This window comes from Arcticibacter svalbardensis MN12-7, assembly GCF_000403135.1.
GTDB classification, from domain to species: domain Bacteria; phylum Bacteroidota; class Bacteroidia; order Sphingobacteriales; family Sphingobacteriaceae; genus Arcticibacter; species Arcticibacter svalbardensis.
Map to the genome: position 1 here is coordinate 1 of NZ_AQPN01000116.1, position 14,927 is coordinate 14,927.

The 14,927-nt window shown below is 36.3% G+C and carries 11 protein-coding genes and 1 pseudogene; 6 read left to right on the forward strand and 6 right to left on the reverse strand.

Going from position 1 to position 14,927, the window contains the following annotated elements:
• Nucleotides 1-322: 322 nt before the first annotated feature.
• The gene (locus ADIARSV_RS15875; RefSeq protein WP_016196633.1) at nt 323-541 is read right to left on the reverse strand and encodes a hypothetical protein; all 219 of its coding nucleotides are present in this window, start codon (nt 539-541) and stop codon (nt 323-325) included.
• Between the two features lie 325 nt (nt 542-866).
• Nucleotides 867-1,445, reverse strand: a complete 579-nt coding sequence (locus ADIARSV_RS15880) for a PhnA domain-containing protein (protein WP_040300377.1) — start codon at nt 1,443-1,445, stop codon at nt 867-869.
• Nucleotides 1,446-1,591: 146 nt separating this feature from the next.
• On the opposite strand from ADIARSV_RS15880, the gene ADIARSV_RS15885 reads away from it, so the two are divergent.
• The 6 genes from ADIARSV_RS15885 to ADIARSV_RS15910 all read left to right on the forward strand — a co-directional run bounded on the left by ADIARSV_RS15885 (nt 1,592) and on the right by ADIARSV_RS15910 (nt 9,493).
• Nucleotides 1,592-3,232, forward strand: a complete 1,641-nt coding sequence (locus ADIARSV_RS15885; protein WP_016196635.1) for an amidohydrolase — start codon at nt 1,592-1,594, stop codon at nt 3,230-3,232.
• A 434-nt stretch (nt 3,233-3,666) separates the two neighbouring features.
• Nucleotides 3,667-4,992, forward strand: coding sequence for an OmpA family protein (locus tag ADIARSV_RS15890; RefSeq protein ID WP_040300379.1), 1,326 nt, complete (start codon nt 3,667-3,669; stop codon nt 4,990-4,992).
• A gap of 317 nt (nt 4,993-5,309) precedes the next feature.
• Nucleotides 5,310-6,209, forward strand: coding sequence for a glycoside hydrolase family 25 protein (locus ADIARSV_RS15895; RefSeq protein WP_016196638.1), 900 nt, complete (start codon nt 5,310-5,312; stop codon nt 6,207-6,209).
• A 276-nt stretch (nt 6,210-6,485) separates the two neighbouring features.
• A complete protein-coding gene (locus ADIARSV_RS15900) occupies nt 6,486-7,577 on the forward strand; it encodes a CehA/McbA family metallohydrolase domain-containing protein (protein WP_016196639.1) in 1,092 nt (363 codons plus the stop codon).
• A gap of 5 nt (nt 7,578-7,582) precedes the next feature.
• Nucleotides 7,583-7,957: a GtrA family protein gene (locus tag ADIARSV_RS15905; RefSeq protein ID WP_083936605.1), complete on the forward strand. Its 375-nt coding sequence runs from the start codon at nt 7,583-7,585 to the stop codon at nt 7,955-7,957.
• 3 nt (nt 7,958-7,960) lie between these two features.
• Nucleotides 7,961-9,493, forward strand: coding sequence for an ArnT family glycosyltransferase (locus ADIARSV_RS15910; protein WP_016196641.1), 1,533 nt, complete (start codon nt 7,961-7,963; stop codon nt 9,491-9,493).
• Between the two features lie 139 nt (nt 9,494-9,632).
• Here the strand turns inward: ADIARSV_RS15910 and ADIARSV_RS15915 are convergent, their stop codons facing one another.
• The 4 genes and pseudogenes from ADIARSV_RS15915 to ADIARSV_RS20785 all read right to left on the reverse strand — a co-directional run bounded on the left by ADIARSV_RS15915 (nt 9,633) and on the right by ADIARSV_RS20785 (nt 14,593).
• A complete protein-coding gene (locus ADIARSV_RS15915) occupies nt 9,633-10,058 on the reverse strand; it encodes a carboxypeptidase-like regulatory domain-containing protein (protein WP_235048435.1) in 426 nt (141 codons plus the stop codon).
• Between the two features lie 548 nt (nt 10,059-10,606).
• Nucleotides 10,607-11,479, reverse strand: a complete 873-nt coding sequence (locus tag ADIARSV_RS21940) for a YdcF family protein (protein WP_083936606.1) — start codon at nt 11,477-11,479, stop codon at nt 10,607-10,609.
• A gap of 93 nt (nt 11,480-11,572) precedes the next feature.
• Complete coding sequence (locus ADIARSV_RS15925) at nt 11,573-13,384, reverse strand: mechanosensitive ion channel family protein (RefSeq protein ID WP_016196644.1); 1,812 nt, start codon at nt 13,382-13,384, stop codon at nt 11,573-11,575.
• 138 nt (nt 13,385-13,522) lie between these two features.
• A pseudogene (locus ADIARSV_RS20785) lies at nt 13,523-14,593 on the reverse strand (endo-1,4-beta-xylanase).
• Between the last annotated feature and the right edge of the window lie 334 nt (nt 14,594-14,927).

The window sequence follows — 14,927 nt, forward strand, 5'->3', positions numbered from 1 at the left end:
GCTCTACCAGCTGAGCTACGGAATCATACTTTTTCTTGTTCGTTTAAGCTGTTATACAGTCTCCGTTTCCGTTAAAGTGACGCAAAGATACAGCTACAGGGTTTACAGTGCAAGTATTTCCTAGTCTTTTTTGGTAGTTTTAGTATAAGCACTTCTATTTCAGTTATAAAAAATTTAATTATTGTTTCAATTACATTAATTAAAAGCAAGAATTAGGCATGTTTTACTAAATATGGCCTTCATGAAGCTGAAGTTGACATTTGCAACTATAGAAACGTTCCTGAATTACAATTCCTCCAAATTTAGAAAGAACGATAACTATTCAATTGATTGCAAAACTCTGTTCGATCAAGGCTGGTTGTTTAAGTGAAAAGTCATCACCATGATTTAGCAAAATCTCCCCCCTTATTTTTGAGAGCGGATCCATGCCTTCCCTGCCCGAAGTATCAATTGAGAAATTAAGATCGAGAATAATAAGTTCAAGGTCTTTCGTTTTGATCATTTCCATGGCCAGATCCGTATTATCTTGGCAATACTTCATATCCCGCACTTTTCAAAAGCAACAGTAATGAAGTTCTTACGGCAATATCATCGTCTACGATTAATATCATAAGAGATGTTAATATAGTTATTATTCTTCATGTAATGCTACTGCCGGATATATCGATGACGCTTGTTTTCCAGGATACAGCGAACAAGCAAAAACCAGCATATAGATAAAAATCAAAGAAAGAACAGTGCAATTAAATTAAGAGCTAATTTATCTTAAGAACAAATAAAAAGGGGCTGTTTCTAACGTATAAGAACAGCCCCTTTTTTTATTTATTCAAGTAAGGGTTGGTGGACCCTATCTTATTATCAGAAACTTAAACTGACTTCTTTACAAACTTGGTAAGAATCACAATGGTATCCCCATTAATTTTTCCTTCAAGTTGTTCAGCATTATCAGATACTAGTCTAACTTTTCGTACCATAGTGCCTTTTGGAGCAATATAGCTTGTTCCTTTTACATTGAGATTTTGAGTAAGAATAACGTTGTCTCCCGTTGTCAAAAGAATACCATTGGCATCTTTATGAATTACTTTTTCAGCTACCTGTGTATCTTCATCATTGGCCCACTCGATAAGCGATTCTTCTAAAAATACAGCGTCAACTGCATCCATTGCCCATTCATTTGAAGTTAATTTCTTCAGTATTTTATAGGAAAGAACCTGTACTGCGGGTACTTCACTCCAAATACTGCCTTCAAGACAACGCCAATAATGACTGTTTGAATAATCTCCAGCCTTAATCTGATCAAAACATTCAGTACAAAGTACCACCTGGTTTTCTACCAACTCATCCTTTTTGGGAGGTACAGTATATGAATATAGGTTATTATCCTGTTTCATGCAAAGTTCACAGGTTTGATTACTTCTGTTCTGTAATTGTGTATTTATCGCCATTGGCGGCAAAGTAATTTTAAAAAAGGGGAAAAGGACTATAAAAGTCAAATAATAAAGCTTAATTATTTACGATTTGGTGTTTGAAAGAAACAACAATGCTGTTTAATGTATTTTACGATGAAAATAATTTGTAGGATATTTACACCATGAAACTTTTCTACTTTGCTTTTATTGTTTTGCTTGCAACTTCTTGTTCAACGAAAAGAGAAGCTGATATGCTAGTTTACCATGCGAAAGTGTATACGGTTGACGAAAGCTTTAGTCTAACTGAAGCTTTTGCGGTTAAGGACGGCAAGATTATTGAAACCGGCACATCTGATTTTATTAAGAATTCGTATAAAGCAGCAAAAGAAATAGATGCTGGCGGAAAGCCAATATACCCTGGCTTTATTGATGGACATGCACACTTTTTTGGTTACGGATCAAGTTTGCAACAAGTTAATCTGATAGGTACTAAAAGCTGGCAGGAAGCAGTGGATAGGTTGACTGCCTTTGCTCAAAACAATAAGGAAGGCTGGCTCATCGGGTATGGTTGGGATCAGAATGACTGGGAAAATACAAGTTTTCCTGACAATTTGCTACTCAACAAATTGTTCCCAGACCGTCCTGTTTCTCTTTCCCGAATAGATGGACACGCAACTATTGTGAATGATGCTGCAATAAAAGCTGCAGGTTTAATGCCTGACTTTAAACTTGACGGTGGCGAAGTAGAAACAAAAGAGGGCAAGTTAACCGGTATTCTGATAGATAATGCAACAAAATTGGTAGAAAAGGTTATTCCTTCCAGGACAATCAAACAAAAAACGAAAGAACTTCTTGACGCTCAAAAAAACTGTTTTGCTAAGGGATTGACTACTGTAGCGGATTGTGGAGTCGATTATGAGGCTATTTCTTTTGTCGATAGCTTGCAGCGAGCCAATCAGTTAAAAATGCGCATTTACATGATGCTCTCTGATAAACCAGCTAACTACGATTATTTATTCAAAAATGGGGCGTTTAAGACAGACAGACTTGATGTCAGATCTTTTAAAGTATATGCCGATGGTGCGCTAGGATCCCGTGGGGCTTGTTTATTACAACCTTATTCAGATCAGCCCGGCCATTATGGTTTTTTATTAAGTGACAAAGCCCACTTTGCAGAGGTTGCAGAAAAGATCTTTGCAAAGGGTTTCCAAATGTGTACACATGCTATAGGCGACTCTGCAAACCGGGAAATATTAACCGTTTATGGGAAGGTTCTTAAAGGTTCAAATGACCGGCGTTGGCGAATAGAACATGCGCAAGTAGTCTCTCCTGAGGATTTAAAGCTTTTTAAACAATTTTCTATTATCCCTTCTGTACAATCAACCCATGCTACTTCCGATATGTATTGGGCAGGTGAAAGATTAGGTGCAGAACGGTTAAAAGGGGCTTATGCCAATAAACAACTTATGCAACAAAATGGCTGGATTATATTGGGTACTGATTTTCCGGTTGAAAAGATTGATCCGCTTATCACATTTTATGCAGCAGTTTTCAGAAAAGACGATAAAGCTTATCCAGCAAACGGTTTTCAAATGGAAAACGCTTTAAGTAAAGAGGAAACTTTAAGAGGAATGACAATATGGGCTGCAAAAGGTAATTTTGAAGAGAAAGAAAAAGGAAGTCTCGAGAAAGGCAAATTTGCTGACTTTGTTATCCTAGACCAGGATATAATGACTGCTCAGCCAAAAGATGTGCTGAAAACTAAGGTGCTGAACACATATCTAAACGGTGAGCAAGTTTTTGAGTTCGAATCTGGTGAATAGTTTTATCATATTACTCCCCTATTCTAATAGCCAATACATCCTATGTCTGTTATAATAGACACCATAAAACAAGAAAACTTCTTCCATAGCTTACTTTAATTCACAATTTTCGAATAAGATAGAGTTCTAAGACATTTTTTTACAATTTTATGATTTTAAATTTTAAAGGATCTTCCCTTCCTTGCATTTTTAATAAGATGTGGTCAAATAAATTGCGCTGAAGATATCTTACTGCACTATATGCATTAAAATTCATACTTAAATGTATAATAAAAATGACGTTTTTTATTAAAATCAAAGTTTTAGCTGTAAATTATTCTTATTGAAAATCAAACATTTGAGATGTTTTGCTTTTATAAAACCGCTTTTGGCAGGATTATAGAAACAGGGTGTTCAATCAGATTAATTAGCTCTGAAATATTAATAAGAAAATCATGTTACTAAAAATTACAAAATCTGCAATGATACTATCCTTATTAGGGATATCTTCATCTTTATTTGCCCAGGAAATGAGTTCGGATTCTACAACCCGTTTTGATAAGAAATCATTTCGTACCTGGTCAATCGGTTTAAATGGTGGTATGTTGACACATTATACTCCTTTTAACAGTAAAACTAATGGCGACTTTATGACTCCACAAGAGAGTTGGGGTTATGGTGGTTATATTAAAAAACAAATTGTTCCAGGATTTGGAATCCAAGCAGACTTTCTTGCTGGTAAATTGAAAGGAATGCGGGCAAACAGTCTTGCTACTCCTGATGCACAGAATAACAGTGGATTTAATTCACGTATTGACTGGTCAGCTGCATTAAGTGGTAATTTTACTATTGCGAACTTAAGTTTAAATCAGAAAAGAAACTTTATATCTCCTTACTTCACAGCAGGTGCAGGATATATGTCCTCTAAAGGAAACGCATATGGGGTTACCGGTGCAACTACAAATGCTTATGATGAAAACTGGTTTATACCTGTTGGAGCAGGATTTAAATTAGGCTTATCCAAAGGGGTGAACCTTGACTTAGGTTACAGCGTAAACTTTACGAAAACAAATAACCTTGATGGTGTTGCAGGTAATGCCAATGATCGTTTTTCATATGCCCATGCTGGTTTAGAGATTGCATTAGGTAAAAAGGGTACTTCACAATTACAAAACTATAGTGCCTTGGCTGCTTTACGTGAAGAAAGCGCTGCTGAAAGTGCTGATTTAAGAAGCAAATTATCTACTGCTGAACAAAACAGACTTCGTGATCAGGAACAATATGCTTCTGACATGGGTGATGATGATGCTGATGGTGTTGCTAATAAATTTGATAAATGTCCAGGAACCCCACCTAATACTGTAGTAGATGGTGCTGGTTGTCCTTTAAAAGCTCCTGCTCCTATTATCAGAGAAAAGATTATTGTAACTGAAGCAGATAAAAAAGTAGTTGGTGAAGCGATTAAAAACTTAGAGTTCGATCTTGGAAAAGCTACTATCAAAGCTAAATCTTACGAAACTTTAAATCGTGTTGCCAGATTATTAGTAGACAAAGACTTTAGCTTGAAGCTAGCTGGTCATACTGACAATTCAGGTTCTATGGCTTTAAATCTTCGTTTGTCTAAAGAAAGAGCTGAATCTGTGAAGGCTTATTTGGTGTCTCAAGGTGCCAATGCTTCTCGTATTGAAGCGACAGGATATGGTCCAAATCAACCAATATCTACTAATAAAACTGCTGAAGGCCGTCAACAAAACAGAAGAGTAGAATTTACATTGTATTAATCAAATCTTAACTATATAGAAGGGGCTGTCTCAAAAGTATGAGAACAGCCCTTTTTGTTTTTATATATTCAGGTAAGTGATTGTAAATGTTTGCTTATCAGTTTTTTACTTTTAATTGAAACCACTCTTTTCTGTTTTAAATTAGATTGTACAGAAACTATTTGTCATTACCGGTTTGAAGGCCTTCATTTCTTTATCGGTAAAGGTTCTCTTAAAGAGTTAAAAACTAATAGTAACACAATCATTTAGGAGAATCTATTTGTAATCATAAGTAGATTCAATTTCCTTCTGACGTTCAATTTAATACATTTGTAGCTGTGCCTACTAAAAGAACCAAGATACCAGAGAAGAACCCAATTGTAAAGCAAACAAGGAAAAAAAGTTCAGTTAAAAAGAAAACAAGGAAAGTATGGCCTTTAGCTTTGAAACTAGTTCTTGCAGGAATTACTCTGGTGCTATTATCTCCATTTTATTATGGGTATGTATTAAAGACAGGAACCTCCACCTGGCAATGGATTAAGGACATTGGACAAGATAGTAATTACCCTAATTATTATGATTTTGATATCCGAATTCCTAAAAAATATTCCATACATGGTATTGATGTTTCGTATGCTCAAGGAAAAATAGATTGGCAAAAAGTAAAATCTATGAAGGAAGGTGATGTCTCGATTACTTTTGCTTTTATAAAAGCAACGGAAGGACTTTTAACCGTTGACCCTTATTTTAAGCGTAACTGGCGGGAAGCTCCTAAGGCTGGAATTGTTTGCGGGGCGTACCATTATTTTCGACCGAAGAAAAGTGGCAAACAACAAGCTCGCTTTTTCTTGCAGACAGTAAATGTAGAAAATGGAGATTTGCCAGTTGTGGTTGATGTAGAAACACTTGATGGAAAAGACCCGGCAACCATGCGTAAAGAGCTTCATGATTTCATTGTGCATATTGAAGCAAAAACACATGTAAAACCGATCATATATTCAGGTTTAAGCTTTTATCAGGACTACCTGCAAGGGTATTTTGATGATCATATTTTATGGATTGCTCATTATTATAAAAAAGAACTAAAGACAAGAAACACCAATAACTGGCAATTCTGGCAACATTCTGATATAGCCAAAGTTAACGGAATCAATCATGCTGTTGACTTCAACGCTTTCAAAGGAGACCTTGCTGCCTTTCAGAAATTGATAATTAAGTCTGATGACTTAAACCGTTAATCATTTTTAGCCTTCAGATCCACCCCTATTAGGTAACCTCAACGCTATTTATTAGTAAAATTAAATATTATAATTAATTATTTAATTTTGTAAAAATGACATATTAGTAACATGAGTTAGGTAAAATTGGGTATGATAATACTTCGATTATTCATCATATCAATACTTAGTATAATTGCATATTCCTTATTAACCCAGTTCTTTTTCTGTACACAATTTAATTTCAGCGCTTCAACATCTTTTTAAGGGAAAACGCTTTATAATCCCTATGATTCATTGCGATCAGGCCAATGGTTGAAATGTAATTTTCATGCACATGCAAACGCATGGAAAGGTATAACAAATGGCAAAGGCACAGCCAAAGAGATTAACCATGCATATGATTCGCTACATTATGATGTTCATTGCATATCCAATTACCATTCCATAGATACAACAACAATTAACTCACAAATATATATTCCCGCATATGAACATGGATATAATATCTCCAAAACACATCAACTGGTGCTGGGGAATAAAAAGGTTTGTTGGTTAGATTATATTTTGCCTCAAACTTTGAGTAACAAACAAGATGTGCTGAATTATCTTTCTGCTGATACTGGTACACTTGTCATTCTCAATCATCCCAAAATAAGAAATGGGTATCGAAGGGATGATTTTTCTTATCTTACTAACTACCACTGTATGGAGGTTTTAAATCCGGCAGGAAACTCATTTCCACAATGGGATGCGGCATTGTCAGCAGGAAAACCAATATTTATAGTAGGTGATGATGACTTGCATGACATAATCAGCAAAGATCGGCTTGGCAGGATGTGTACATACGTAAAAGTAAAAGAACGCAATCAACATCAGGTATTACATGCACTCAAAAAAGGAAGAGGCTATGGAGTACTTATTGGCCCTAACCAACATCCTGATTCTATTCCTAAGTTGAACTATCTGGTATTGAAAAAAGATACCATTCAGCTTCAAATGAATACAGCGGCCTCAACTATAACCTTTACAGGTCAAAATGGGAAGATCCTTGCATCATTTTCACAAACTGCAAATGCAAAATATGTGATCCATAGTAAAGATCATTATGCAAGGGCTTCGATTAATTATCCAAATGGAACAAGCATCTATTTAAATCCTGTTTTTTACACAGATTCATATGATTTGGCTCAAACAGCTATTTATCCTGATGTTCGAACTACCTTGCTTTATCGTACCATTGGTTTTAGCCTTGCTGGAATCTGGCTATTTGGTGTATTTGTATTTATTCAGGGCAAAAGGACCATTTATATTACTCTCCCATTCAATCCTCGTACCATGTTAAAAAACAGATTTAAGAATAGAAAGAAACCTTCCTTACTCAATTAATAAAAATGGAAGTGATAGGAAAAATTTTCCTCTTCGGTTTCGTAGGGTTAATTGGTATGTGCATTGACTTTGGACTTACCTGGCTTTTCAAAGAAAAATTAGGAGTCAATAAATATGCGGCAAATACTATTGGATTCTCTGTAGCTGTTGTAAACAATTTTATTCTAAATTACATTTGGACCTTTCAGCCTGAAGACAAGAATATTCAAATTTTCTTTTTGAAGTTTCTTTTGTTTGCAGTCATCGGCCTTGGAATAAACAACTTAATCATTTACTTTTTTAATGAAAAAATTTTAGTCCCCTTCTATTTCTCTAAAGTCTTAGCCATAGGAATTGTTTTTATTTGGAATTTCACAACCAATAATTTCCTGAACTTTTAGTGCATGAAAATATCCCCGTTAGCAGTTTTAATTCTCATCTGTGTGCTTGCGCGCATGTGTATAGCCGCCCTGATCGAGTTCGGTAACGATGAAGTGTATTATTTCACCTATGCTTTACATTTGCAAAGTAATTATTTTGATCATCCGCCTGGTATTGCATTTTTAATCCGTCTGTCTACTTTAAACCTTTTGTTTCAGAATGAATTCTTTGTACGGTTAGGCCCAATTATATGTTCATGTATCGGAACTTATCTAAGCTTCAAAATTGGCAATCTGATTAGGAATGAAAGAACGGGTTATTATGCAGCGTTATTATATAATACCAGCATTTATAGTAGTATCATTTGCGGTGTTTTTATTCTGCCTGATAGTCCACAGGTAGTCTTTTGGTTATGCGGAATAGGGTTAGCTATAAAAATCATTATTCTTTCACAACAAAAGATACCTATTCCACTTCTGCTTTGGTTATTATTTGGGCTCACTTGTGGGTTTTGCATGATGTGTAAGGTACATGGTATATTCCTTTGGTTTGGATTAGGCATATATATTCTTTTGTTTGACAGAAAATTGTTAGGTAAACCTTTGTTATATCTGTCTGCTATTATTTCTATACTGGTTTTCAGTCCTGTGATAATATGGAACATCAACAATCAATTCGTAACCTGGAACTTTCATAGTAACCGAATAAATGAATCCGTCAGCTTGATTAATCTTACGACATTCATAAGAGCTTTTTTGGGTCAACTTTTTTATAACAATCCGATCAATGTGGTGCTTACAGGAGTTGCTTTATTTCACTTGCGTAAAAGCGCTTTCTTAAATAAAAACATAAGTAGAATCTTAATGTGCTTAGGGCTGCCAATTATCATCGCAACCGTATATATTTCTTTATTTAATAACGTTTTGCCTCACTGGAGCGGTCCAGGTTTTCTAACACTAAGTTTTATTGCTGCAGCTTACCTGGATAAAATTGTCATAACATCACCAAAGCGAGCATCTTTAATTTTAAAGTCAAGCAGCATATTGATTATAACTGTAATGATTGCAGGTATTTCTATTATTAACTTTTATCCAGGAACATTAGGAAAAACAAAAGAAAAAGAGTTTGGAAAAAGTGACTTTACGCTTGATATGTGGGGTTGGAGGGAATTTGGTAAACAATATGCTGTTTTTGTAACTCAGCAAAAGAAATTGAAAACTGATATACCAGAGAAGATTGTATGTAATAAATGGTTTCCGGCAGCACATATCGATTATTATGTGGCAAGACCACTTCAAAATGAAGTAATTGGTTTGGGTAGTTTGATAAATCTACATCACTATGTCTGGCTTAATCAGTATAAGTCGGGCTTAAAAAAAGGTGAGAATGCCATCTGCATGATGCCTGGAAACTACCCGGAAGATGTTTGTGAAGTATATAAAAAGTACTTTTCCTCTATTAAGCTATTAAAAGTGTTTCCGTTATACAGAGGAGGAAAAAGAACAAAGATAATTTGGGTTTATTTGTTATCTGATTATAACGGTAAAAAAGATTGATGTATTACATTTCGGAATGACTGTTCAACCGGTATCTAACACCATTCAAGGGTAAAAGCATATTGTATCAAGAATTCTGAAATGATCCTATTCCCCTTACCCTTATTTTAGTGCTTGCATATGGGGCACCACTAGTCTGCTATACCTGCACACCAGCAACCTTTCCCGCTAATGCTTGCCCTAAAGTGGGGGCGAACAAATTCAAATCACTTGATTTAACGCTCGCAATAGAACCTGTTACATCGCTTTTACGAATAGTTTGGTAACCAATGGCCACTACTTCATTCTGCATATTGGCTTGGGGCAATAACTTAACATTCAAAACAACAGAATTACTTACCGGATGTTCTTGCGTAATGTAACCTATAAAGGAGAAGACTAGTATTGCGTCTGGGTCAGCACTTATGGTGTATTTGCCATTAGCATCTGTAGTAATACCTTGAGTAGAGTTTTTAACCCGTACCGTTACACCTGGTAAAGTTTGATTTCTTTCGTCGGTAACTGTACCTGATATTGGTGCGGCCTTTATTGATAAGGTGTACGCTTTGGCTTTATAGCTTGTCAATGCAAGCAAAAGCAGTAATAATGAGAGGCCATGTTTAATTTCAAACATGGCTCAAAGATCATAGGTAATCTTTTTTTTCATATTTTTAAATGTTAACTGTTTACAAATTAGGGATAGGCAGCTGGAAGATCTTAGAGATGATTTAAACAGGATATATTAGCCCTATCCAATAGATAATTGAGGATCGAGAAAAAGCCAGATTGACTTTTTTTATTTTACATAGGCTTTTACTTAAAGTGTAGATAATTTTGAAAATTGTTAACGAATAAGATTCTTTTAGCTAATTAAGGTGAAGTGTAGATGAATTGTAAATGTTGCGGCAAAACTAGTTTACCAATTTTAAGAGAATGCTATATAATGCTTAAATTTATATTAACCCAAATATAAAAGGTCAGACGCTTTGCCTGACCTTTTTATTTGAATTTAGTCCCATCTTACCAATGAGAACGTTATATTATTTGAATGCGACAATGTGACCGCAATACTCGTTTATGGATCAAGTGGTTCATCCTGATCTATTTGTAAAGATTCTACTAGCGGATAGAATTCTAATTCGGTTTCTGAGATGCGCTTACCCAATTTGTAGGCACATATTTTAATTCCTTTTCACAGCGTTCGGCCATATTTGTAATAAAGTCTGCTTGGTATTTATCGGTTACAATGTATCCAGGCTTGTCGAACGGTATGCCATACCGGAATATCAACCGGGCATCGTTACGTATATTAGTAGTAGTATGCCGGGCATGAGGATCAATGATAATTGCATTTTCATGGATATGATGTGCCTTCATCAGATAGATCTTCATTTCAGCAGCCTCGTTATATTTAGTCTTAAAGGGGTGCACAGCTCCACCGGAAACAACTATAAAAGGTGCCTTACGTTGATTGTATTGTTTAACAGCAAGTCGGCATCTCAACATTCCTTCGCCACTTAAAGGTGTGGTTAAATTATCCGGTCCTGCACCAGGCACCAGAATATGCGAGTAAGCAAACTTACTCCAGTCAACTGTTTTTACTTTATTAAATGCAGCTTGATTCGTTAAGGATATCATCGGCTCATAATTGCCGGCATCTTGCCTTTCATTGATCTCTAAATAGGTTAATGCAGCCTGTAAAGCCGGTTCAAAAAACAACGAAGTGTTTTTAACATCAGCTAAAATAACTGTTGAGCAATCGTACATCAATATGTAATAGGCCTTGTCTTTAATATTAAAACTGATAGAATCTATAGCCGGATAATTTGGTTTTTTCGCTTCAGCATAGATAGATATAGTATTATTTACAGCAGCAGCATCCTGTTCCCCTGCTTTGATTAGCAGCTCCACAGGTGTAAAACTTTTGTAGATGTAGGTCTGGCAATGATCAACGTAGTAAGTAAAGGGTATCCTAAACAAATTATCGACGTCAAAGATATTATTCATCTCGCTAAAGATGAATAGATAGGTCGAATGGGATCTCCCGATAAAATAGATTAGCTGCTCTTGAGCTGTATATTCTTTGATACAATAAGTCCGTTAACTTTTCTCATCCTTAAATGAGTTATCATTCTTATATACACTAGAACCTTCTGGTGGATAAGGAATTGTATTTTTCAAATCGTCGATATAATCAGGATTAAATGCGGGGATGGGCATATCACCTGCTTCTCGCCATTTTTTAACTTTCTCATGTATTTCCTCTGCTTTTTCAGGTGATGGAGCATGATCCTTGGCAAGGTATAATGTCTGAGATGGAAAAGCAAAGCCAGTACCACTTTCCGTGATGATATCCATCATGCGTAAATACAAATCTTCCTGAATTTCCAGAAACTGGTCAAAATTAACAGCATGAACATAAGCGAAAACTTCCAGTTTAAGGGAGTCAGAACCAATTTCTACAAATCGTACCCTTGCTGGCGATGGATCTACTTTTGGATGCGCGTATAAAACTGAACGCAACTCCACAAGAAGATACCTGATTTGATCAGGAGTGGTTTCAAAACGTAAACCAAATGTAGGATGAAACCAAAAGCGGTCGCGATGAGCATAATTTTCAATCATGTTAGATGAAAACTCACCATTAGGAATAGTAACAATGGTACGATTAAGAGTACGTATACGCGTGGAACGCATTCCAATTTGCTCAACTGTACCCACCACATCCCCTACCTTACAAAAGTCACCTACTCTTACCGGCTGATCTGCAATAAGTGTTACACTGCCAACAAAGTTTTCTACTGTCTTTTGTGCACCAAGTGCCAAAGCAATACCTCCAATTCCTAACGCAGCTAAGCCAGTAGTAACATCAAAGCCAAAAGTGCTTAATATCATGATCACACACATGATTACGAGCGCAATCTTAGCGGCACGTCGTAGAAATAACACAGCAGATACACCCGCCTGATTACCATGTCGGGCTAAGCGCCTCTCTGCGTATCGGGATACAAAATCAACCAGCTGCCAAATAAGAAGAAGTACGGCAACGAGTAGTACCACTACGGTTATATCGCTAAAACGCTGACGGACAATGATATAGATTCCTGCTTGTCGACTGCCAATTACAAATAGCCAAACTGCTAGATACAAGCGAATCGGAAGGGCGAAAGCAGTAATAATTCCAGAGACAGGCTCAATTCTTGCCTTATGCCAAAAAAGAGGTATTACAATAATAGCTGCTTTGGTTATTCCCAAGGCTAGCAGATAGGCCACTATAATGATCAGGAGCATGGCCATCCAGTGTGCTAAGGGAACACCTCGCCATTTATTTTCCTCTAATACTTTCGGTGCTAATTTACTGAGAAGAGGTGCAGACGACACTGAATCCAGTTGTAGGGGTATTCGTTGAATAGTTTGTATGGAAAATAACCAAATAGGTCCGCCATCTGATCCTTTTGTATTCTCCAATAAAATTTCAAACTTATCTTTGTCAACGGTAGCATCACCAATATGATCAAAATTCTCACCTAAATTGTCACCTTGCTGTCCTTCCTCCTTATCACTTATCATGGAATAAGGAAATATATTGCCTTTCTGATCGAGTAACTGCTGAAGTCCTTGTGCTTGAAGCACTCTGTCTTGCTTTCTCTTTAAGGTTGAGTCTATACTAAGGTATAAAGCTGCTTTAGCGTAGTCTTCTTGCGAAACTGCTTTAATAAACCCTTCTACAGTTCCCCGGGGGGTACGTCTGCCAAGCGTATCATTGGGCCATGAGGGTTCTTGCTTTACATTTTCAGCTGTATCGTTTAAAAGCAAATTCCCTTGGGCATTCGATTGACTTGCAATACATGTTAAAATAAAGCACAGAAATAAAAAGAAGTATTTTGAAAATTGTTTTTTAAAGTATAGCATTATTAAAAAAAACAAAACTAATCTATTTTATTTAATATTGATTGTCAATGTTTTGCCATGAAAACATTACCGTAAATATCAAATAGTAGTATATATTGCGTAATTCATCTTGAGCTTGTTTTGTTAGCCTGTTTCTATTTATTTGAGCCCTTCTAAAATTCCCTGGTAAGCAGCTTTGCGCTTGTAGTTGCTATCAAAAGGAAGTGGCCAATCCGGACGGCTATACTCACCAGTGATCCAGGTATCTCCATCTGTTAAATTCCATGTAGTTATACCAAATTGTTGAGCTTTAGGTATTGCATTGTATGTTTTAACAATGAACTTATATTTTTCTGCTTGTTGTTGCGCAAGTGAAGAAGTAAAGGTCAGACTTTGATTATTATCCGGATTAACAGCAATATCAAGTTCCGCAATATGTACTTTTAATCCTGTTTGAGCAGCCGAATTTATTGCAATAGCCAGATTAGCATCCGATTGATTATACCGGGTATGCATCTGAAGCCCAATACCATTAATCGGAATTCCTCTGCTTTTTAAACCATTCACGAGTGCTAGTATCGCCTCACGCTTAACAGCGGAGTATTCATTTCCGTAATCATTATAAAACAATAAGGCATCCGGATCTGCCTCATGTGCATATTGAAAAGCTCTGGCTATATAGTCATTGCCCAATTTCTGTTGCCAGATGCTTGCCCTGAGTGTGCCATCCTCATTAATCGCTTCGTTCACGACATCCCATCAAGCTACTTTACCTTTGTAACGGCCCACAACTGTCTGAATATATTCTTGAAACATCGCTTCCCATGCCGCTGCATCACCTTGATAAGTATCCAGCCATGCTGGAGAGCGATGCCAGATAAGCGTATGACCATGTATACGGATATTATGTTCCTGCGCGAAAGATACAATGTAATCGGCATCAGTAAAATACCATGCTGTTTGTGAAGATCTGATGCGCGACATCTTCATTTCATTCTCAGAAGTCAAACTGCTCATCTCCTTCTCCACCAATGCCCTGTAGGCAGCATTGCTTTTCATTAAACCCACATTAACTGCGGCCCCCCATGGAAAAGAAGCACTACTTTTTAATGTTACTCCATCCGATTCTTCGGGAGTGATATAAGGTATTTTAGTTGCGGTGTTTTCTTTTGAGCAAGCGGCAAATAACAATAGCAGCGTTACTGCGAATAATCGTTTATAAGTTTTCATATTTGTGTTGCTTGATTTCTGTGTTACTTATATTTTCTTTCATGGCATTGTTAAAGTTTTGAAGAGTAAAGAATGCCATTTTCTTTATCCCTGTTTCAGACATTAATCCCTTACGGTTCCAGAAATTCTGATATACTGGATGTTGTCTCCTTGGAGACCTGAAATCTGTTAAAATCCAAGGGGGCATTATTTTGTCGACTTGATCTTCTTCTCCATTAACAAGCCAACAGTGAACTGATAATTAATTGATTATGTTAAAAAAGCTTAAAGAAATTATAAATCTTTAAGCTTTTTTTATTGCCCTGTTGTTTAAGAATGCACCATGTGCTACCGG

What these genes read in the sequence shown, in the direction of transcription:
- ADIARSV_RS15880 (WP_040300377.1), bottom strand. Translation starts at nt 1,445, where the DNA reads ATGGCGATAAATACACAATTACAGAACAGAAGTAATCAAACCTGTGAA.
- ADIARSV_RS21940 (WP_083936606.1), bottom strand. Translation starts at nt 11,479, where the DNA reads ATGAATAATATCTTTGACGTCGATAATTTGTTTAGGATACCCTTTACT.
- ADIARSV_RS15925 (WP_016196644.1), bottom strand. Translation starts at nt 13,384, where the DNA reads ATGCTATACTTTAAAAAACAATTTTCAAAATACTTCTTTTTATTTCTG.
- ADIARSV_RS15890 (WP_040300379.1), top strand. Translation starts at nt 3,667, where the DNA reads ATGTTACTAAAAATTACAAAATCTGCAATGATACTATCCTTATTAGGG.
- ADIARSV_RS15875 (WP_016196633.1), bottom strand. Translation starts at nt 541, where the DNA reads ATGAAGTATTGCCAAGATAATACGGATCTGGCCATGGAAATGATCAAA.
- ADIARSV_RS15885 (WP_016196635.1), top strand. Translation starts at nt 1,592, where the DNA reads ATGAAACTTTTCTACTTTGCTTTTATTGTTTTGCTTGCAACTTCTTGT.
- ADIARSV_RS15905 (WP_083936605.1), top strand. Translation starts at nt 7,583, where the DNA reads ATGGAAGTGATAGGAAAAATTTTCCTCTTCGGTTTCGTAGGGTTAATT.
- ADIARSV_RS15910 (WP_016196641.1), top strand. Translation starts at nt 7,961, where the DNA reads ATGAAAATATCCCCGTTAGCAGTTTTAATTCTCATCTGTGTGCTTGCG.